Raw genomic sequence first — 19,274 nt, 5'->3', positions numbered from 1 at the left:
TAGTTACAAATTAGAAAATATCACTTTTACCTCCTCATTTTCCACTTGTAAATGCGAAATCCGGCCATAATCGATTTGAATATCGAAAGCATCCACCAGTGCAGTATCGGTCACATGCGCTAATATACACCGGATCACTCCGCCATGTGTCACCAATACGGCATCATTTCCTTTGGCGATTACTTCCTCAAGTAATTGAATGCTGCGCGTATACAGTTCTTCATAGCTTTCTCCACCCGGAATGTGCTCAAAAACCACGTTGTCGGCCCATTTACGGAGCGCGGTACGGCTGATATTATCCCAGGGCAGCATTTCCCAGTCGCCGAAATTCATTTCTTTCAGGCGGTCATCTTTAATATAATTGCTGCCAAACAAGGCAGCAGCCAGCTTTTCGCAACGCTGCAAAGGGCTGGTATATACATCCATTGTTCCGGCTGGCAGCAGGGGCTTTACCCTGGCTGCTTCTATGTCAAAGCCAGCGGCAACATCCACGTCAGATGCTCCATAACAAACGCCACTTTCTATTGCCGGTGTGGTATGCCGGATCAGGTATATTTCCATGTGAGAATACAAAAGCATAAATAAATAACGGTTTCGGATACCTGTTGCACAGCTCCCAGGCAATCGCCCGTATAACCTCCTATCCACTTCTGCATTAGCCGTACCAGGTACCAGCGGGCCAGTAACAGCGCCGGAATGGTCAACAGCAGGGTATAGTTATGCAGGTAAATAATGGCGCCTATAAAAGGCAGCCAGCCCCATATAGCGGCTATCGCCAGATCAGATAAACTGATGCCTTGTGCAATAGGCTTTGCCTTACTATCGTCGTTTTCGCGTACGTACCGGTGCGTGTACACTACGGTGATGGCCATAAAGCGACTCAGTGGCTGCGCCGTAATAATAGTAATCATGACCAGCGGCAATGAAAGCTCCCGCAGCGCTAAAAATTTCAGCGTCATAATCAGTAAAAGCCCCAGCATACCATAAGTGCCAATGCGGCTGTCTTTCATGATATCCAGGATCTTTTCTTTTGTCCAGCCGCCACCAAAACCATCACACATATCAGCAAAGCCATCTTCATGAAAGGCGCCGGTAACCCATACGCCCATAATAATAGACAGCAAAATGCTGATCATGGGCGGAGCAATGTTGCCCAGGATGTACAATAAGGCAATCATGAAACTACCCGTTATCCATCCTATCAGGGGGAGAAAACGGGTAGCTTTATTAAGCATTTCCGGTGTATATGGAATACTAACGGGAACGTGTATACGAGTATAAAACATGATAGCGGTTAGCAACAACTGCCATTGTTTCTTCATATGGTACGATTTGATACCTGCGCACTGTTAAAGCTGGCCATTTCTGTTAGAAATGCTACGGCACTTTGTATCAGCGGTATCGCCAGTGCCGCGCCGGTGCCTTCTCCCAGGCGCATATCCATTTGTAATAAAGGTGTTACTTCGAGGTGCTGCAGCATTGCTTTATGCCCTTTTTCTTCTGAGCAATGCGCAAAAATACAATAGTCTTTTACAGCAGGCTGTATGTTGGCTGCTACCAGCAATGCTGCGGTAACAATGAAACCATCTATCACCACCAGCATCTGCAGCGCAGCAGCTTGCTGTATGGCGCCACAAATCATGGCTATCTCAAAGCCACCAAAGGTGGCTAATGCCTGTTCAGGTGATGCAGGTGAAGCATGTTTGGCTACCACCTGTTGTAATACAGCCCGCTTTTGTGCCAGCTGTTGCGCATTACTGCCGGTGCCTGCGCCCGCACATTCGGCTACCGGTATTTTGGTAAAATGGCTCATCAGCAATGCTGCTGCAGAGGTGTTACCAATTCCCATTTCCCCGAAGCCTACAATGTTGCAACCCTGTTCATGTAATAGTTTTACTTCTTCTGCACCGGCCTGCATCGCCAGTTTGCACTGATCGAGCGACATAGCAGGCATATGCAGAAAGTTCTGCGTACCCATGCCCATCTTGCGGTCTTTCAACAGCGGATGTGGTGCAAAAACATGGTTTACACCGGCATCTACTACAGTCAACTGTAGCTGATGCTGACGGCAAAAAACATTGATTGCTGCACCGCCCTGTAGAAAATTATTCACCATCTGCGCAGTAACGGCCTGTGGAAAAGGATTTACCTGTCCATCAGCGGCAATACCGTGGTCGCCTGCAAATACAATAATAGATGGTTTTTTGATAATCGGTGTCAGCGTATTCTGTACCAGACCTGCCTGCAATGCTATGCCTTCCAGCTTTCCCAGTGATCCGGGCGGTTTGGTTTTCTGATCTATTTTATCCTGTAATGCTCCTCTCAATTCCTGTGACACAGGTGTTATGCGGATATTGCTCATCATGCGGGTGAATTTATTACGCTTCCTTTTTTATGACTACGGGTATACCGGATACCATCAGTACTACGGTGTCGGCTATACGTGCAATGTATTGGTTTACCCAACCCTGCAAATCTGTAAACTGTCGCCCGACTGCAGTTTCCGCATGTACGCCCATGCCTATCTCATTGGTTACTACAATAAAAGTACCGGCCTTTTGTTGCAGCGCGTGTATTTCTGCTTTTATAGCTTCCAGGGTATTGTTCACATCATACGTCTGTTGTTCAAAGAAGTTCGTAAGCCATAAGGTAACACAGTCTACCACTACGGTATGTCCATCCAGTGGTAAACGGCTTACATACAATTCCTGTTCATAGTTGATCCACATGGCGCCCCGCTCTGCTTTGTGCCGCTGTATCCGTTGTACAAAATCATCATCCCACACTTTGGCAGTCGCCACATACACCGGGTGTGCACTCAGTGATAGCGCCATTTCCTGCGCATACCTGCTTTTACCAGACCGCGCACCACCTGTAATTAGAATCAGCATGTAGCTTTTAGCAGTTAGCTTTTAGATAAGTAATTGTTAAAGCGTTTTGTCAGCGTTGTAATACTTAGCTTTTAGCCATTAGTAGTTTCCTGCATGGCTAAAAGCTAAATGCTGCTAGTTAAATACTGGCATCGCCGGGAAGAAGAAGCCGGTGTAGGCTACACTTTTCTTCAGGCCACCACTGGAAGCATCATAGATGTAAAGTGCATTATCTTTATAGTTGTCGCCATAACCCGATTTCACATCTGTTACTACCAGGGTGTTATTACCAGGATTATATCTTACGGCGGCGCCAATCAGTTCGCGACCAGCCGGAATAGTAAGGAATGGAGTAGAAAGGGAAGCGCTATTACCTACGGTGTATTTGTAGATTTCTCTGCCACCAGCTCCCCAGCTGTTGGTTTTGCCAATGAATACGGCATTTTCAACAGAAGAGGCAGTCAGCATACCCGCATTCCATGCGCCCCAGGAACCGTTTACTGCAAATGGAACAGCAATGGTATCTACTCCCAGTGTTTGTGCATTAATGGCAAAGAGTGATTGGCCCTCTGCAGCCCAGATACGACCATCGGGTGTCATAGCAAAACCTACATCTGACTTCTTGAGCACTTGTTTGGCCACACTGAAATCATTGATGTTTAATGCTAATACCCCATCTGTCTGAGACATTACAAATATATAAGCGCCCGACTTTATCAGGCCACCTATTTGTCCGTTTACATTGTTTATTTTGCTACCTGCGGTCAATGCGGTCAGGTTGATAGGATACAGACCATTAACAGTACCAATAAGACCAGTACCCGTATTTACACCCAGGAAGGAATTACCATTGGAGGGCAGTTGATCGATGCGGCCGGTCTCTTTCATGGTGCCGGCGTCTGCTACTACTAAACCTGCTCCATCTTTGGATACCAGGTAAATTTTATTATTGAAAACGGCGCCATACTCTGTAGTGGTGCCTAATGTTTTACCCGGATTATTACGTTGAAATACATGCTGGTAAACGGAATCTTCTCCGTTGCGGTAGAAGTTTACATCACCCGGCTCATGTCCAAACCAGCCTTCATTTACCAGGAAAAATCCATTTTCAAATTTACCCAGCACTTTTACCTGGTAGTAATAGCTGGCCATGGCATTGCCGGAAATTATTTTATAAGAGATGGTATAATCACCTCTTTCTGTTGCTGTAAACGTAAAAGTTGAATCAGTACTCTTCTGTACACCATTCACCAGCCACTGGAAGGTTGGATTTTTAATATCTGCCAGCTGAGGATTCAATACCCTGCTGTCACCAATATAGATTGTGTCTTTACCATCTTTTAAACCCGGAGCTACAATCTGAGGAACGACTACTTCTGCCTGGTTATCTTTTGAGCAGGAGGCTAAACCCGCTATAGATATGGCTGCTACAATAAAGGAAAGTTGGAATTTGCGTGAAATACTGCGCATGTTTAGTTATTTATTTACGTATATCTTGTTTTCGTATGGGTATTACAGTTAGTGACTGTATTGATGGTGCCTGTACAGAATGCTGATGCAGAAGAGGGAAATCCCTATAATAATTTAGAGATTTGGAATCAGACAAATGTAGTCATCTGCCCAATATCCAAATCTCTAAAAAACAAATTCAAAATATTATTGCGCAAAACGCAGTCTGCGTTTTACCACTTCAAAGCTGCCGAAGAAAATAGTGCTGTAGATAAGATTGCCAACCAGGGTATACCACATGTAAGGGATCGCCTGGATATAGCAGCTACTGAATCCTGCCAGATCTTTAGTGTAAGGCAATCCGGTCAGCATATCGGTAGATCCGCTGATCCACACACCGAAGTTGGATACCAGGAAGTGAATGAGCGCAGCGCCCGCAGAACCCATCAGGATATTTACCACACTTGCTTTTTTGATCATCAGTTGTCCCAGTAATACGATCAGCACAAAGCTGGCGTAGTTCCAGATCCAACCCTTGTACAGTAAGCCATCTGCATATTGCTTATGAAAAAACTGCATCAGGATGATATCACTGATAAACAAGGCCAGTAAAGGAAAAGCATATGATTTCCACTTTTGTGAAAAGGAAGCCCCGCCAAATAAGGCCATAGCGCCAACAGGCGTGAACATAGCTATTGGTGACATGTTCGCATCAGCTCCCAACAAGACGCGTATTACACCTGCCGCCAGGATGAAAAGCAGCAATACACCAAAGCGCGGATTAAGATTCTTTAAAGACATTATGTTGGTTTTAATGTTTACAAATTGACTGTGATGCCGGTGGTAAAGTTAAACCGACGTGAATTATAACCGGAAATATCAAAATACTGATAATTTGTAATATTTCTAAATCCGGCGAAAATTTTAAGCAAGTTACCAAATTTATATTCACCGTATAAATCCAGGGTATAATAATCCCCCATAGGCACTTTTGCTTCGAACCGCTGTCCGGTATACTTATATGTAGCCGACACATAAAGGGCTGGGGTGGCCTGGTACCCTAAAGTCGCATTCACCGCATGTTTAGGTATTCTGTACAGGTTGTAGTAAGATGTATCTTTTTTATCCTGTGAAACGGTAATACGCCCATCTACATAAGTATAATTGGCGGTCAGTACTAATCCCTTTGTAATCAGCCAGCTAGCCTCCACTTCAGCCCCATAGGCCTTTTGTTTGTTGGCATTCCGATACTGGCTGACCATGGTGGTCGGATCATAAAAGAAGATGATCAGGTCGCGGGTTTCCCTCGCAAAGCCGGTTACCCGGAAGTCTAACCGGTTATGCGCCACATTGGCCTGGTAGCCCATCTCATAGCTGGTAGTGGTTTCTGGCTTCAGTCCGGTGTTGCCATACCCGTTTGTATATAACTGGTACAGGGAAGGTACACTGTAAGCAGAAGATATATTAACAAATAGTTTATGATGATCGTTGATCAGGTAAGAGGGATTGATGGAAATGGTTTGGTTATTTCCATATAAGTTGTGGTAGTTAAACCGCCCGCCCAGTTCCAGGTTGAAGCCCCCGAGATTGTGTAACAGCAGGGAAGCATAGAGGCTGGTTTGATTGGTATGGGAGCTGTCCGGAGACAAAGAGGTAGTATCCGGCCTGGAGCTGTAGAACGACTGCAGATAGTCCTGCTGCTTCATATTGGAGCGGGTATACGAGGCGCCGCCAATCAGCCGTATCTGGCTCGTCACATCCCAGTTCACATAGGTTTCTACCTGGTGGGTATTAGCCGTAAACAGGGTACTGTCAAATTTCGCATAGGCAGTAGGCACCTGGAAGGAAGAGTCATTTACCACTGCGCGTTTGGTGCGCTGATAGCTGTATAGCACATGCCAGGACCCATTCTTAAAACGGTATTCACTACTGAAGCCATTCAACAGGTATTTGGAAGTACCGGTATAATCTTTATCATCCACATAGCGATCTTCATCCAGGGAATGATGATAATCGTTCCAGTTCAGCAGGTACTGAAAATTCCAGCGGGAGCCGGCGCTCAGTCCCAATTTGGCGAATACGGCATTTTGCCGAAAGCCATCTTTATCAAAACCAGCCTTGCTGGTAGAATCATGTGCGTCAGAAAAACCATCGGTCTTTTCATGTTTGTAGCTTACGAGGTAAGAAAAGCGTTGTATGTTGCCATGTACGTTTACATTGCCCTGGAAATCACGGTAGCTGCCGTAACTGCCGTTTAAGCCCACGCCAAATTTCTTATCTCCGCTTTTGCGGGTAATAATATTGATCACACCAGCTACGGCGTTGGAGCCATATAATGTAGACTGGCTACCACGGAGTATTTCAATTCTTTCTACCTGATCCGGGGTAATAAAATTAAGGTCAAAGCTGTTGTTAGACTGAGAGGCATCACTAACCGGTAAGCCATCTACCAGGATCAGCGCATTACCACTGGCAGCACCACGCATAATCACAGATGGTACGGTGCCGGGTGTATTTTCGGACCCTATCAATACCAGTCCCGCCTGCTGGTTCAGGATGCTGGCAATGCTCTTGCCGCTATTCTGTTGCAGGTATTCATGAGAAAGAATGGTAACTACTTTGCCGGTTTCACTGGCTTTTTGAGGGCCTTTGTTAGCCGTTACAGTGACCTCATTCAACTGACTAATCCGGCTGGAATCCTGTGCAATAGCGGCTACGTATAGCAGCGTAAAAAGAAAAGTAGTGTAAAGTTTTAATTGCATCCGCGAAATTTTTATGTAGAAAAACTAAAAATGCAGCGAAGATAAAAGTTAGGTTACTTCATCTACGCTGCATTTCTAAAAGCTAAAAGCTAACTGCTAAAGCTTATCCCGGCATCCGGGAAATATATTTATCCATTTCTTTAATCTGGCTCACGATCTGCGCAGTGGTAGGCTTTTGTGCCTTGGCTCTGCGGAAGTATTCTTTGGCAGATTTGAAGTCACGACGGCTCATGGCAATGGAGGCCAGCGTTAACAGGGCAGCAGCCGTGTTTTCCTTGTCAGGTAAACCTTTACGCATGGCGATTTTCAGGTTCTGATCAGCCGTTTTCAAATCATTTTTCTGATAGGCAATGGTGCCCAGCTGAAAGTACTGCATGCCTTCGTATTCCTTCATCGGACTACCGGAGTTAATACTCTGACGGATAGTGGCTTCAGCTTTATCGAGGTCATTGGAATACATGGCCATGTTGCTTTGCATAAAGTAATATACAGAGCGGATAGGTTTGTAAAGCAGTTTAGGGAACTTCACCTGGTTCATCAGGGCGGTAGCCCTTTCAATATCTCCGGCTTCCACGGCTTCCTGTACCATTCTCATGGGACCAAACATCACGTGTGTAACCAAACATACCAGTGCCAGCACCAGCACAATGGTAGCTTCCCACCAGCCTACAGTTAAGCCCAGTGCAATACCGCCTGCTAATAATATAATACCTATCGGGAGGCGATATAGAATAAAAAAATTAAATGCTTTCATGAAAAAACAGTTCGTAAATCACTAATAGAGGGTGCAAAGATAAATAAAAAAAACACCTCATGGGTTTTCATTTACGACGTTTCAGATTCGCCATGGCAATAGCACTTAATATGATCACCACCCCTAGTATCTGTAGGGCAGATACGCTTTCGTGCAAAAAAATGGTGGCCGCCAGCATGGCTACCGGCAACTCCGCCGCACTGAGGATAGCTCCCAGGGATACCCCTGTTTGCGGCATCCCTTTGGAAAAGAGGAAGGGAGGCAGCACCGTACCAAAGAGTGCCAGGGGAATTCCCCATATCCAGAGGTTGGTACCAGTAAAACGGCCATTAAACAGATAAAGCGGGGGGAAGATCAGGGAGATAATTACAAAGGCCCCGGTAACCAGCCAGGCGCTTTTCAACACCGGCCCAAGCGATGCGGCTACCCGGCCACTCACCACAATGAATACGGTGTAACATATGGCCGCCAACATCCCAAAGCCTATTCCTTTCCAGTTAAGGGGCGTGTCTCCGGCGTTGAATACCCCGCCTGCCAGCAATGTACCACCCAAAATAAAAAATACCGCCAGCCATTGTATAGGAGAGGGCCGTTTTTTGTAAATAACCCACTCGGCGAGCATGCTCATCCAGGTAAACTGCATCAGCAGTATAATGGCTACACTGGCCGGAATATATTGTACACTCTGATAATAAGTAATGCTTACCAAACCGGTGGAACTTCCCAGTATAAAACAGGTACGTGCATCCTTATTATTAAGTCCATAGGTTTTACGGCCCGATAATAAATGAAGTATCCATAATACCAGCATGCCGAACCCTGCCTGCACACTGCACAATTCTCCTAATGTATATCCCTGGTGATACCCTGATTTAACGATCGTTGATAATATCCCAAAGCTGCAGGCACCTAATAGTACCAACAGTATACCTTTCCACATAACAATTGTTTTAGGGTGCGAAAGTAGATGAATTTTGTGTTACTCCCTTTGAACAGGAGTAACACAAAATCGGTTATTTCTTTTTCTCCAGATTGGGTAAAAGTGCAGTGAGGATTCCTATTAAAGGAAGATACGCACATACTTCATATACATAAGAAATACTGGTGGCATCGGCTAAGCGGCCCAGTAAAGCAGAACCTACACCAGCCATACCAAAGGCAAGACCAAAGAACAGACCGGCAATCATGCCTACTTTACCTGGCACCAGTTCCTGCGCATATACCAGGATAGCAGAAAATGCAGAAGAGAGTATAACGCCAATGAATACACTTAATACAGCAGTCCACATCAGGGTAGCATGTGGCAGCAATAAAGAAAACGGCGCCACACCCAGAATAGAAATCCAGATCACATATTTGCGGCCAATACGATCACCGATGGGGCCACCAATGAAAGTGCCTGCTGCTACGGCAAACAGGAAGATGAACAGGTATACCTGCGCGCTTTGTACCGATACATGGAAACGATCCATCAGGTAAAAAGTATAGTAGCTGGTCATGCTGGCCATGTAAAAGTATTTGGAGAAAATCAGCACCAGTAATATACCCAGGGAAAAAACAACCCGTGTGTTAGACAGGGTCGGCTGATCCAGCTGCTGTACTACTTTTTTAGGCTTAATGCGATGTGTATTGTTCAGGTACCATTTGCTGATGTTCAGCATGATCACAATAGCAATTAACGCGGCTACCGAAAACCAGATCACATGGAATTGACCGAATGGTACAATCACCATGGCCGCCAGTAAGGGACCGAGTGAACTACCGGCATTACCACCCACCTGGAATAATGACTGCGCCATACCATGCTTACCACCGGATGCCATGTAAGCAAGTCTGGATGCTTCGGGATGAAATACGGCTGATCCAATACCTACCAGTCCTACGGATACCAGTACCATAGGGAAGGTATGCGCCATAGACAAACTGACAAGTCCCATCAGCGTAAAGCCCATGCCAATGGCCAGTGAATAGGGTTGCGGCTTTTTATCGGTGTACAAGCCTACCAGTGGCTGTAGCAATGATGCCGACATCTGGAACGTGAGGGTAATTAAACCTACCTGTGTAAAATTTAGTTTCAGTGAATTCTTCAGTACAGGATACATCGCGGGGATGAGCGACTGCATGGTGTCGTTCAGGAAGTGGGTAAAGCTTAATGCCAAAAGGATAGACAGCACCGTTTGCTGTGCTACCTGCTGTGCAGCGGCTTTGGGCTGATCGGTAAATGTTGTTTCCATTTCTGTTCTTTTGAGATCAGATCATCTGATGTTTAAGGGTAAAAAATTATTTAAGCTGGTGATGGTTTTATTTCCAAAACCAGTACTGTTAAGGTTAAGTATATATCTTTTTGTAAGCTGGACGGGCTTGCATCCAACGCCTTTTAAATAAACAAAAACCAATTCAAGTTAACACGGATCCAAAGCAAGCCTCCATCACTAAATACTTCGTGGCACGTCACTGATTTTGGTGGCCCAAACCAGTGCTTTCTTTGGATCTTTATCTATAATACTTTGCAAGAGCGCATCATGGTAATGCTGGGTTGTTATGAAAGTATTAGTGTTGGTATAGCGCAACAGAAACGAATTCTTTAAGTGTTCTGATACGGTTCGGTAAAGGTCGCGCATGATCTCATTTCTGCCCGCTTCCGCAATCGCATTATGAAAATTGATATCCGCCTGTATACAAGGTTCCAGCTGATTACTGGCGGCATATTCAAAGCGCTTCTTCAAAAAGCCCTTCATTTTTTCTATGTCTTTGTTATTGCGATGCATCGCTGCCTTCTCCGCAATTTTTACTTCCAGTAAAAAACGCACTTCATTCAGGTCTTCAAAATCTGCCCGCTGCAGCCGCTGCGATAAAGCCTCTCCGGGGCCCGACTGAGACAATACAAAGGTGCCGAGCCCCTGCTGTACACGTACCAGTCCTCTGTGCGCCAGTATTTTCACTGCCTCCCGGATGCTGGATCGGCCAACGGAAAACTGTGTCATCAGTTCCGGCTCCGTAGGGAGTTGCTGCCCTACTACGTATTTGCCGGCAACGATTAATTCCTGCAGCCTGTCTGCTACTTCCTCAGCCAGGCTGAGTCGCTTTAAAGGAGAAATGTTTAAATTCGTCATATCATCTGATGATTGCAAAGATAAGCGCTTTTTTATTTTTTTTATTTTTTTGAGAAGATTTTTTGGGAGATTGTTTACTGAAAACAGATGGATACACTGCTCGATACCTTGCAAAACTGGCCTTCCTGGCTGCTATGGATTATTTTCCTGGCGGAGAATACTGCTATTTTAATAGGAGTACTTGCCTGGGGGAACAAATTGCAGCGGAAATCCCGTCATATGTTTGCCTATACCCGGCGGCAGTGGCGTATTGCAGCCGTTACCACCATCCTCAATACCGCCATCACCTATGCAGGATACTGGCTATGGACACAAGACGCCATCCGCCTCACTACCGCTTTTTCAGGTAGGATCCTACTCGATGCCGCTTTCCTTTTTTTCGCCATGGATTTGCTGATGTATGTATTCCATTATGTAATTCATAAAACGCCCTTGTATCAACTGCTGCATACCTTACATCATAAAGCGATTGATCCGGAACCGATAGATCTGTTTATTTTGCATCCACTGGAAACAATCAGTTTTGGTGCTTTATGGCTGCTGTTATTATTATTGTTTCCGCTGAATATTTATGGCATTATCATCTACCTGATCATCAATGTTATTTTCGGTATGACAGGGCACCTGGGAATGGAACCATTGCCTGCAAAAGTGCGTCAGTGGCCAGTGCTGAAGTATCTTGGTACTTCCACCTTTCATCATACACATCACCGGAATGAGCAGTGTAATTTTGGATTTTATACCAGCATATGGGACCGTATCTTTCACACATTTAATCGCTGATAATAACACATTCATCACTTTCTGCTTTGTTCTCTGTAGCAATAAGTTTATTTTGGCAAACTGCTTATAAACATCAACCGCTATATGAGAAAATTGATTTTATCATTATCCTTATTCATTACTTTTCGCGCCTATGCACAAGATGCGCTGAAGTACCAGACTCCTCCCGAAAGTATACTGCAATTAGCCATGGCTGCACCTCCACCACAAACGGACTTTAGTAGTAAGGGTGATGTGATGCTGGTGATGGATCGCGCTACATTCCCAACAATTGAAGAATTATCACAACCGGAATATCGTTTGGCCGGATCGCGTATTAACCCGGCCAACTTCGGCCCCAGCAGGGGCAGTTATGTGACAGCTATTCGTATTAAAGATATCAAAAGCAATAAAGAATATGCTGTATCCGGACTTCCTGCCAATGCGCGCATCAGCCATGTGAACTGGTCGCCTTCACAAAAAAGTATTGCGTTTACCGTTACCAATAATAACGCCATTACTTTATGGAAAGCAGACATTACTACCGGTACCGCCTCGCAGCTAAGTAACCGCCACCTGAATGATATTGCAGGTCCGGTGTTTACCTGGATAGACGATAACCGTATACTGGTATTAGCTGTTCCTGCTGCGATTGGCAAAGCGCCGGAAAAACCGGTAGCGCCGGAAGGTCCTACGGTACAACAAACCAGTGGAAAAGCAGCACCGGCAGCCACTTTTCAGGATATGCTAAAGAATCCATACGATGAAAAACTGGTGGATTATTATTTTCAATCCGAACCGGTGATCATCAGCAATAATGCAGAACAAGTAATCGGTAAAGCTGCGATTTATATAACAGTTGCTCCATCACCCGATAATCAATACCTGTTGGTAGAAAGTCTGCACCGTCCGTATTCATACCTGGTGGGTGCCGACCGCTTCCCTACAGAAACAGAGATCTGGAAAATAAATGGTGAAGGGGTGAAAAAAATAGCCAGCAATCCGTTGGACGAAGTAAGACCCAAAGGTTTTGATGCTACCAGCAATTATCCACGTCATTTTTCCTGGCGCAATGATGCTGCGGCTACTATCTGGTGGGTGCAAGCCCTGGATGGTGGCGATCCTAAAAAGGACGTGCCTTTCCGTGATGTAGTGAATGTGCTTCCAGCGCCATTTACCGCCGACCCAACAGCATTGGTAAAAACAGTAAATCGTTTTGCAGGAATCAGTTGGGCCAATAACCAACTGGCATTGGTGTCTGATGCCAACAGCACACAACAAAAAACAAAAGTGAGCCGCATCGACCCTTCTCATCCTGAACAGGCCCCTGTGACCATTATTGACCGTTCTGAAAATGATCGTTATAATGATCCGGGAAACCCGGTGATGGTGAAGAACCAGTATAACAGGTCGGTATTATACGTTTCTCCTGCACACGAATTGCTGATGGCAGCACCAGGTGCATCTCCTGAAGGAGATCGCCCTTTCCTGTCAGCCTTTAACGTGGATAACAGTAAACAACGCATTCTGTGGCGCTCTCAGGCGCCGTATTACGAACAGGTAGCGAGTGTGATAGATCCGGCCAAACTTGTAGTAGTGGTGGCACGTGAGTCTGTTACATCTCCCGTAAACTACTACCTGCAGGACCTGAAGAAAAAAACATCCGTGGCCCTTACGGCATTTCCTCATCCGCAGCCGCAATTGAAAGGAGTACAGAAACAACTGCTGAAATATAAGCGTAAAGATGGGGTAGACCTCACCGCCATGTTATACCTGCCGGAAGGCTATGACCCTGCTAAGGATGGTCGCCTGCCAGTGCTGATGTGGGCTTATCCGCGTGAATATAAATCTGCCAGCGATGCCGCGCAGGTGCGTGGATCTGCCTATAGATTTACCCGTGTAAATTATGGTTCTCCCATTTTCTGGGTAACCCGCGGTTTTGCGATCATGGATGCTACCGAAATGCCTATTGTGGGAGAAGGGGATAAAGAACCCAATGATACTTTTATTGAGCAACTGGTAATGAATGCCGATGCTGCGGTAAACAAGATCACTGAAATGGGGGTGGGAGATAAAGACCGCATCGCTGTTGGTGGTCACTCTTACGGCGCTTTTATGACGTCTAACCTGCTGGCACATACGAACTTGTTTAAAGCCGGTATTTCCCGCAGTGGTGCTTACAACCGCACCTTAACACCTTTTGGATTCCAGAATGAACAGCGTACCTATTGGCAGGCACCGGAGGTATATTATAAGATGTCTCCGTTTTCTTATGCTGATAAGATCAAAGCACCTATTCTGATGATTCACGGTGAAGCGGATAATAACTCCGGTACTTTCCCGATCCAGAGCGAAAGGTTATACAATGCTATCAAAGGCAACGGTGGTACTGCCCGCCTGGTATTTCTGCCGCAGGAAAGCCATGGATATGCTGCAAAAGAAAGCATCCTGCATATGCTGTGGGAAATGGATGAATGGTTAATGAAATATGTGAAATAAGAATTACGAATTACGGATTTGTGGGAAGACCGGCAGTTGTTGATCTACCCACAAATCCGTAATCCGTAATTCCTAATTCGTAATTCGTAATTCTCCAAAAACAGTGATAAGTAAAAAGTACCATTAAACCCCCTAATACCACAACCCCTTTAACAACTTCCGTTGTACCTTTGTCTCATCATGTCAAAGGCACTCATTCCAACATACGATATTTGTTCTCTGGCTATGGGAATGCCGGCATCTGAAGATATCCTGGTGGCCCGTTTTTCTGAATATTTGGCGGCACACAGGGACATTCATTTTCCTCACCGGCACTCATTCTACCATCTGGCGTTTTTTACTGCCGGGGATGGTAGTCATACCATTGACTTTGAACGTTTCCCGGTGAAAACAGGGCAGTTGTATTTTATGGTGCCCGGGCAGGTGCATAGCTGGTTTTTTGAAGGGCAGATAGAAGGCTACGTGATGAATGTATCCGCTGGTTTTTTTAATGCCTTTTTACAGGATGCAGCCTATGTGGAACGATTCCCTTTTTTCAGCGGCGTAAGCGCAGAAGGAGTGGTACAACTGCCTAAACCTGCCATTCCTGTAGTAACAGCACTGTTTGAATCTATGCTAAAAGAAATGGATGGAACGCAGGCGTACAGCCAGGACATGTTGCGGCTACAGGTATTGGAAATGTTTATCGCAGTAAGTCGCGCCAGCAGGCAGGGACTATCCAAACAGGAGCCGCCGCATAATTACGTATTGCTGCGCAACTTCCGTAAACTGGTAGATCAGCATTATATGCAGTTACGGCTGCCAAAGGAATACGCTGCCCTGCTGTATGTAACGCCCAATTATCTCAATGCTTTTTGCCGGCACATGCTCGGGAAATCTGCCGGAGAAATTATCCGCGACCGGGTACTACTGGAAGCAAAAAGGTTATTGATCAATGCAGATATGAGTATTGCAGCCATCGCCTGGCAACTGAATTTTGCAGACAACTCTTACTTCACCAAGTTTTTTAAAAAATACGCAGGAGTTACACCGGAGGAGTTCCGGAAAAATATTTCCTGATAAATCTTCATTATATGTGTGCAGATAAAAATCATGAAAAACCCAACCTACTGAAAAGCCTGTTGGGGAACAAGTGTGCCCGTTGCAGACGTGGATCTATTTATACCACCAACAATCCCTACGATTTGAAAAACTGTCTCAAGATGCCAGAAAAATGCCCGGTATGCGGACAGCAGGTAGAAGTAGAAGTTGGCTTTTACTACGGTACCGGCTATGTGAGTTATGCACTGTCTATAGCCGTATGTGTGGCCAGCCTCATAGCCTGGTGGTTGTTCATCGGTTTCTCTATTTATGATAACCGTATTTTCTGGTGGCTGGGCGTAAATGCTGTGTTGCTGCTGCTTTTACAGCCTATGCTCATGCGTTGGTCCCGCACCATCTGGATGGCTTTCTTCGTGTATTATGATGAAAACTGGCACCAGGGTCCACCGGAAGGCACCGGCAGGTCAAATGCAACATTTAAGAATGCGATATAATTAATGTGGGATTAATTTTAACAAATTGCGGATTTGCAGGTTATATACTGTAGATCCGCATTTTTTTTAAAGTAATCTCAGAGGTATGAACAAGCCAATTGATGTATGAAGACGAATTATTCGTTATATTGTATAACTATTTAGCCCCTTATTCCAGTAGTAGCTTTTACTAACATCAATGCTTAAACGATGATGTGGTTCAGACAGCCGGGAATTTTACTTTTCTGTTTATTTTTCTTTTTAGTCAACCCCCTGCTCAAAGCACAAGATAGCAGTACGGTGAATCTCCCCGCACAGTGGACCTTGCAGCAGTGTTTTGACTATGCCATGAAAAATAATATTCAGCTAAACAGTTTACGTCTGAGTCGTATGAGCACGGAACAGGACCAGTTGCTGTCCCGGGCAGCCAAGCTACCTAACCTGACAGGGTCGGGATCCCAGTCGCTCAACGGTGGTAAAACATTGAATGCTTCCGGTGGCAGCTCCTATGAAGTGTATACTTCCGGCAACTACTCCGTGAATTCCAACGTCACCATTTTTCAGGGTGGCTACCTCAATTTTGATATCAAACAAAAGAACCTGTTAACACAGGTAGCAGGACTGAACATCGCACAGCAGGTCAATGATATCACCGTACTCATTACACAGGCTTATCTCAATATTTTACTGGCAAGAGAAAACATTGTATATGTAAAAGATGTGGTAGCCACGTCCGAAGCCCAGGTAAAACAAGGCCAGCAGCAATACGATGTAGGCAGCATTGCATTGATAGGGCTGGTGCAATTGAAGGCCCAGTTGTCTAACGATCGTTACCTGCTGACTACCGCAGAAAACCAGCACCGGCAAAATAAGCTGGTACTGAAACAATTGTTGCAATTACCCAGCGGCTACGACTTTGAAATAACGGAACCGGATACACTTATCTCCAACACACATCTGTATGCCTTACAGGAAGCGCAGGATTCTGCGTTGGCTAACAGGCCTGAAATAAAAAACAGTGAACTGGGTATTCAGGTCGCTAACCTGGATCTGGCAAAGGCAAGAACAGGGTATTGGCCTACATTGACAGCCGGTGGCGCATTGGGTTCCTCTTATAATGGTGGCGGTACTGGTAGTACTTATTTTAAGCAGTTGGATAATAATTTTTATCAGCAGATAGGGCTCACTTTATCTGTGCCTATTTTCACCCGCCGCGTAGTAAAAACAAATGTGGAAAAAGCAAAGATAGAAATAGATCAGTCGAGGCTTACACTACAGGATACCAAGACAAATCTCTCGCAAACAGTAGAACAGTCTTATATCAATGTGCTGAATGCACAATCACAATACGATGCTGCCGTGGAACAGTTAAAGTACTCACAGGAAGGCTATCGGATCGCCAGCGAACAACTGAAGGTAGGAGCAGCCAACATCGTGGTTTTTCTACAGCAGAAGAATTTATATATACAGGCATTACAATCTTATATACAGGCTAAATACAATGCTGCTCTGAATATCAGGATATATGATTTTTACAGGGGCATACCGGTCAAACTATAAATGCAAATGAGGTATGAGAAAATATAAAGGTGTTATCATAACTATAGTGATCATACTGCTGGTGGTTGCTATCTGGTATTTCTTTATCAGGAAAAAAACAGCACCGGTTTCTTTTGAAACAGCCCAACCCACCTATGGACATATTGCTACCACCGTTACCGCTACAGGTACTATTCAGCCGGTAGATACCGTTGCTGTAGGTACACAGGTGTCTGGTACACTCAAATACCTGTATGTGGACTTTAACAGCCAGGTAAAGAAAGGACAGCTGCTGGGAGAACTGGATAAAGATTTATTCCAGGCACAGGTAGATCAGCTGAGAGCGAATGTACAGGTAGCGCAGGCGAATCTCGCGTATCAGAAAAACAATTATGAACGACAGGAACTATTATATAAGACTGGCGCCATCAGCAAAGCGGATTATGACGTAGCCCGCAATCAGCTGGACCAGGGCAAAGCGAATGTAGCCAGCGTAAGTGCACAGCTGGCATCGGCACTAAAGAATTTTTCCTTTACAGAAATACATTCTCCTATTGAGGGGGTGGTATTGAACAGGAATGTGAGCGTAGGACAAACTGTAGCGGCCAGTTTCAATACACCTACCTTATTTGTAATAGCAAAAGATATTACCAAAATGCAGGTGGAAGCCAGCGTAGATGAAGCAGATATTGGTAGCGTCATGGACTCTCAGCGTGTAACCTTTACCGTGGATGCTTATCTGGAAGATGTGTTTGCAGGGCGGGTGCAGGAAATCAGGCTGCAGCCTTCTGTTTCTGCTAATGTGGTGACCTACAATACTATCATCAATGCACCTAATGATAATAAGAAGTTAAAGCCAGGCATGACGGCTAACGTAACCATTTATACTGCAGAGAAAGATTCTGCCTTGCTGTTGCCTGTAAAGGCGCTCAAGTTCAGACCGGATTCTGCACAGTTAAAGGATTACATCATACAAAGTGCTGTACGTAAAACGCCGGCGGAAAGAAAAGATACCACCGGCAGAACATTTAAAAGTACTGCGCGCATTGGCTCTTCCAACTATGTATGGCTGTTGCGTGGCGATACACTGGTACAGAAGCGTATCAGAACGGGATTAAATGATAATACACATATCGAAGTACTGGCAGGGATAAACGAAAATGATGTGGTAGTAGTGGGCGTAAATGCTGCCGGTACTGTAGTAGCGGCGGGAGGTACCAGTAGTCCGTTTTTACCAAAAATGGGAGGGCGTAGACGATGAGCAACGGCAAAATATTAGAATTGCAGCAGATCAAGCGTGAATTTGTGATGGGCACAGAAATCGTGCGTGCCCTGAAAGGGGTCACCTTTGATGTATTTGAAGGAGAGTTTGTCACCATCATGGGCAGCAGTGGTTCCGGTAAAACTACCCTGCTGAATATCCTCGGATGTTTGGATAAACCTACTTCCGGGAATTATCTGCTGGATGGTATCAATGTGAGTAGTTTGTCGCGCAATGAACTGGCGCGGTTACGCAATCATAAAATAGGCTTTGTATTCCAGGCATATAACCTGCTGCCCCGTACATCTGCCCTGGAAAATGTAGAACTGCCTTTGTTTTACAATCCGGAGCTGACAACCAAAGAACGCAGGGAGCGGGCATTGGGAGCACTTGGGTCGGTGAAGCTGGCAGACAGGGAAGGGCATACACCCAGTCAGCTTTCCGGCGGACAGCAACAGCGTGTAGCGATTGCACGGGCTTTAGTGAATCACCCGGTGATGATCCTGGCAGATGAGGCTACCGGTAACCTCGATACCCGTACTTCCTACGAAATCATGGCGCTGATGCAAGAGCTGAATCAGCAGGAAGGGAAGACGATCGTGTTTGTAACACATGAGCCGGATATTGCCGCATTCAGCAGCAGAACGGTGATGTTGCGGGATGGGAAGGTGGTGAAAGATAGTAAGAATGAAAACGTACGTTCGGCAAAAGAAGCCCTGGCATCTTTGCCGCCGGCAGAAGATTATTAATT

General features: G+C 45.4%; 18 protein-coding genes. 7 read left to right on the top strand and 11 right to left on the bottom strand.

Annotation, left to right across the window (positions count from 1 at the left end; all coding sequences use genetic code 11):
- Window positions 1-3 precede the first annotated feature (3 nt).
- The 11 genes from cobC to AC1DP6_RS28160 form a co-directional block, all read right to left on the bottom strand.
- Complete coding sequence (gene cobC, locus AC1DP6_RS28210) at window positions 4-561, bottom strand: alpha-ribazole phosphatase (RefSeq protein ID WP_477057861.1); 558 nt, start codon at window positions 559-561, stop codon at window positions 4-6.
- The gene (locus AC1DP6_RS28205; protein WP_477057860.1) at window positions 546-1,322 is read right to left on the bottom strand and encodes an adenosylcobinamide-GDP ribazoletransferase; all 777 of its coding nucleotides are present in this window, start codon (window positions 1,320-1,322) and stop codon (window positions 546-548) included. Before AC1DP6_RS28205 ends, cobC begins: the two co-directional genes overlap by 16 nt.
- Window positions 1,319-2,365, bottom strand: coding sequence for a nicotinate-nucleotide--dimethylbenzimidazole phosphoribosyltransferase (gene cobT / locus AC1DP6_RS28200; RefSeq protein WP_477057859.1), 1,047 nt, complete (start codon window positions 2,363-2,365; stop codon window positions 1,319-1,321). The genes AC1DP6_RS28205 and cobT overlap by 4 nt, the downstream gene beginning before the upstream one ends.
- 13 nt (window positions 2,366-2,378) lie before the next feature.
- On the bottom strand, window positions 2,379-2,891 hold the full coding sequence (cobU, locus tag AC1DP6_RS28195) for a bifunctional adenosylcobinamide kinase/adenosylcobinamide-phosphate guanylyltransferase (RefSeq protein ID WP_477057858.1): 513 nt from the start codon (window positions 2,889-2,891) through the stop codon (window positions 2,379-2,381).
- A 114-nt stretch (window positions 2,892-3,005) separates the two neighbouring features.
- Window positions 3,006-4,340, bottom strand: a complete 1,335-nt coding sequence (locus AC1DP6_RS28190) for a DUF5074 domain-containing protein (protein WP_477057857.1) — start codon at window positions 4,338-4,340, stop codon at window positions 3,006-3,008.
- A 186-nt stretch (window positions 4,341-4,526) separates the two neighbouring features.
- Window positions 4,527-5,120 carry a DUF6580 family putative transport protein gene (locus AC1DP6_RS28185; RefSeq protein ID WP_477023532.1) on the bottom strand — a complete coding sequence of 198 codons (594 nt, stop codon included), beginning with the start codon at window positions 5,118-5,120 and terminating at the stop codon, window positions 4,527-4,529.
- 17 nt (window positions 5,121-5,137) lie between these two features.
- A complete protein-coding gene (locus AC1DP6_RS28180; protein WP_477057856.1) occupies window positions 5,138-7,081 on the bottom strand; it encodes a TonB-dependent receptor in 1,944 nt (647 codons plus the stop codon).
- A gap of 103 nt (window positions 7,082-7,184) precedes the next feature.
- On the bottom strand, window positions 7,185-7,835 hold the full coding sequence (locus AC1DP6_RS28175) for a tetratricopeptide repeat protein (protein WP_477057855.1): 651 nt from the start codon (window positions 7,833-7,835) through the stop codon (window positions 7,185-7,187).
- 67 nt (window positions 7,836-7,902) lie between these two features.
- Window positions 7,903-8,775 carry an EamA family transporter gene (locus AC1DP6_RS28170; RefSeq protein WP_477057854.1) on the bottom strand — a complete coding sequence of 291 codons (873 nt, stop codon included), beginning with the start codon at window positions 8,773-8,775 and terminating at the stop codon, window positions 7,903-7,905.
- 73 nt (window positions 8,776-8,848) lie between these two features.
- Entirely contained in the window at window positions 8,849-10,069 is a 1,221-nt protein-coding gene (locus AC1DP6_RS28165; RefSeq protein WP_477057853.1) for an MFS transporter, read from the bottom strand.
- 198 nt (window positions 10,070-10,267) lie between these two features.
- Complete coding sequence (locus tag AC1DP6_RS28160) at window positions 10,268-10,948, bottom strand: FadR/GntR family transcriptional regulator (RefSeq protein ID WP_477057852.1); 681 nt, start codon at window positions 10,946-10,948, stop codon at window positions 10,268-10,270.
- Window positions 10,949-11,035: 87 nt separating this feature from the next.
- On the opposite strand from AC1DP6_RS28160, the gene AC1DP6_RS28155 reads away from it, so the two are divergent.
- From AC1DP6_RS28155 to AC1DP6_RS28125, 7 genes are all read left to right on the top strand, one after another.
- Window positions 11,036-11,731, top strand: a complete 696-nt coding sequence (locus AC1DP6_RS28155; protein ID WP_477057851.1) for a sterol desaturase family protein — start codon at window positions 11,036-11,038, stop codon at window positions 11,729-11,731.
- Between the two features lie 84 nt (window positions 11,732-11,815).
- Complete coding sequence (locus tag AC1DP6_RS28150) at window positions 11,816-14,209, top strand: alpha/beta hydrolase family protein (protein WP_477057850.1); 2,394 nt, start codon at window positions 11,816-11,818, stop codon at window positions 14,207-14,209.
- Window positions 14,210-14,389: 180 nt separating this feature from the next.
- The gene (locus tag AC1DP6_RS28145) at window positions 14,390-15,268 is read left to right on the top strand and encodes an AraC family transcriptional regulator (protein WP_477057849.1); all 879 of its coding nucleotides are present in this window, start codon (window positions 14,390-14,392) and stop codon (window positions 15,266-15,268) included.
- Between the two features lie 14 nt (window positions 15,269-15,282).
- The gene (locus AC1DP6_RS28140; RefSeq protein ID WP_477057848.1) at window positions 15,283-15,744 is read left to right on the top strand and encodes a DUF983 domain-containing protein; all 462 of its coding nucleotides are present in this window, start codon (window positions 15,283-15,285) and stop codon (window positions 15,742-15,744) included.
- A 189-nt stretch (window positions 15,745-15,933) separates the two neighbouring features.
- A complete protein-coding gene (locus AC1DP6_RS28135) occupies window positions 15,934-17,283 on the top strand; it encodes a TolC family protein (protein WP_477057847.1) in 1,350 nt (449 codons plus the stop codon).
- Window positions 17,284-17,296: 13 nt separating this feature from the next.
- The gene (locus AC1DP6_RS28130) at window positions 17,297-18,523 is read left to right on the top strand and encodes an efflux RND transporter periplasmic adaptor subunit (RefSeq protein WP_477057846.1); all 1,227 of its coding nucleotides are present in this window, start codon (window positions 17,297-17,299) and stop codon (window positions 18,521-18,523) included.
- Window positions 18,520-19,272, top strand: a complete 753-nt coding sequence (locus AC1DP6_RS28125) for an ABC transporter ATP-binding protein (protein ID WP_441576367.1) — start codon at window positions 18,520-18,522, stop codon at window positions 19,270-19,272. The genes AC1DP6_RS28130 and AC1DP6_RS28125 overlap by 4 nt, the downstream gene beginning before the upstream one ends.
- The last annotated feature ends 2 nt before the right edge of the window (window positions 19,273-19,274 follow it).

This window comes from Chitinophaga sp. 01L420, assembly GCF_056399985.1.
Note: the sequence above shows the minus strand (reverse complement) of the source record. Positions and strands in the feature narration are given on the sequence as shown.

Coding starts and splice junctions, on each gene's coding strand:
- cobT (WP_477057859.1), bottom strand. CDS start 2,365: ATGATGAGCAATATCCGCATAACACCTGTGTCACAGGAATTGAGAGGA.
- AC1DP6_RS28145 (WP_477057849.1), top strand. CDS start 14,390: ATGTCAAAGGCACTCATTCCAACATACGATATTTGTTCTCTGGCTATG.
- AC1DP6_RS28165 (WP_477057853.1), bottom strand. CDS start 10,069: ATGGAAACAACATTTACCGATCAGCCCAAAGCCGCTGCACAGCAGGTA.
- AC1DP6_RS28170 (WP_477057854.1), bottom strand. CDS start 8,775: ATGTGGAAAGGTATACTGTTGGTACTATTAGGTGCCTGCAGCTTTGGG.
- AC1DP6_RS28190 (WP_477057857.1), bottom strand. CDS start 4,340: ATGCGCAGTATTTCACGCAAATTCCAACTTTCCTTTATTGTAGCAGCC.
- AC1DP6_RS28185 (WP_477023532.1), bottom strand. CDS start 5,120: ATGTCTTTAAAGAATCTTAATCCGCGCTTTGGTGTATTGCTGCTTTTC.
- cobC (WP_477057861.1), bottom strand. CDS start 561: ATGGAAATATACCTGATCCGGCATACCACACCGGCAATAGAAAGTGGC.
- AC1DP6_RS28175 (WP_477057855.1), bottom strand. CDS start 7,835: ATGAAAGCATTTAATTTTTTTATTCTATATCGCCTCCCGATAGGTATT.
- AC1DP6_RS28205 (WP_477057860.1), bottom strand. CDS start 1,322: ATGAAGAAACAATGGCAGTTGTTGCTAACCGCTATCATGTTTTATACT.
- AC1DP6_RS28180 (WP_477057856.1), bottom strand. CDS start 7,081: ATGCAATTAAAACTTTACACTACTTTTCTTTTTACGCTGCTATACGTA.
- AC1DP6_RS28140 (WP_477057848.1), top strand. CDS start 15,283: ATGTGTGCAGATAAAAATCATGAAAAACCCAACCTACTGAAAAGCCTG.
- AC1DP6_RS28155 (WP_477057851.1), top strand. CDS start 11,036: ATGGATACACTGCTCGATACCTTGCAAAACTGGCCTTCCTGGCTGCTA.
- AC1DP6_RS28160 (WP_477057852.1), bottom strand. CDS start 10,948: ATGACGAATTTAAACATTTCTCCTTTAAAGCGACTCAGCCTGGCTGAG.
- AC1DP6_RS28150 (WP_477057850.1), top strand. CDS start 11,816: ATGAGAAAATTGATTTTATCATTATCCTTATTCATTACTTTTCGCGCC.
- cobU (WP_477057858.1), bottom strand. CDS start 2,891: ATGCTGATTCTAATTACAGGTGGTGCGCGGTCTGGTAAAAGCAGGTAT.
- AC1DP6_RS28125 (WP_441576367.1), top strand. CDS start 18,520: ATGAGCAACGGCAAAATATTAGAATTGCAGCAGATCAAGCGTGAATTT.
- AC1DP6_RS28130 (WP_477057846.1), top strand. CDS start 17,297: ATGAGAAAATATAAAGGTGTTATCATAACTATAGTGATCATACTGCTG.
- AC1DP6_RS28135 (WP_477057847.1), top strand. CDS start 15,934: ATGATGTGGTTCAGACAGCCGGGAATTTTACTTTTCTGTTTATTTTTC.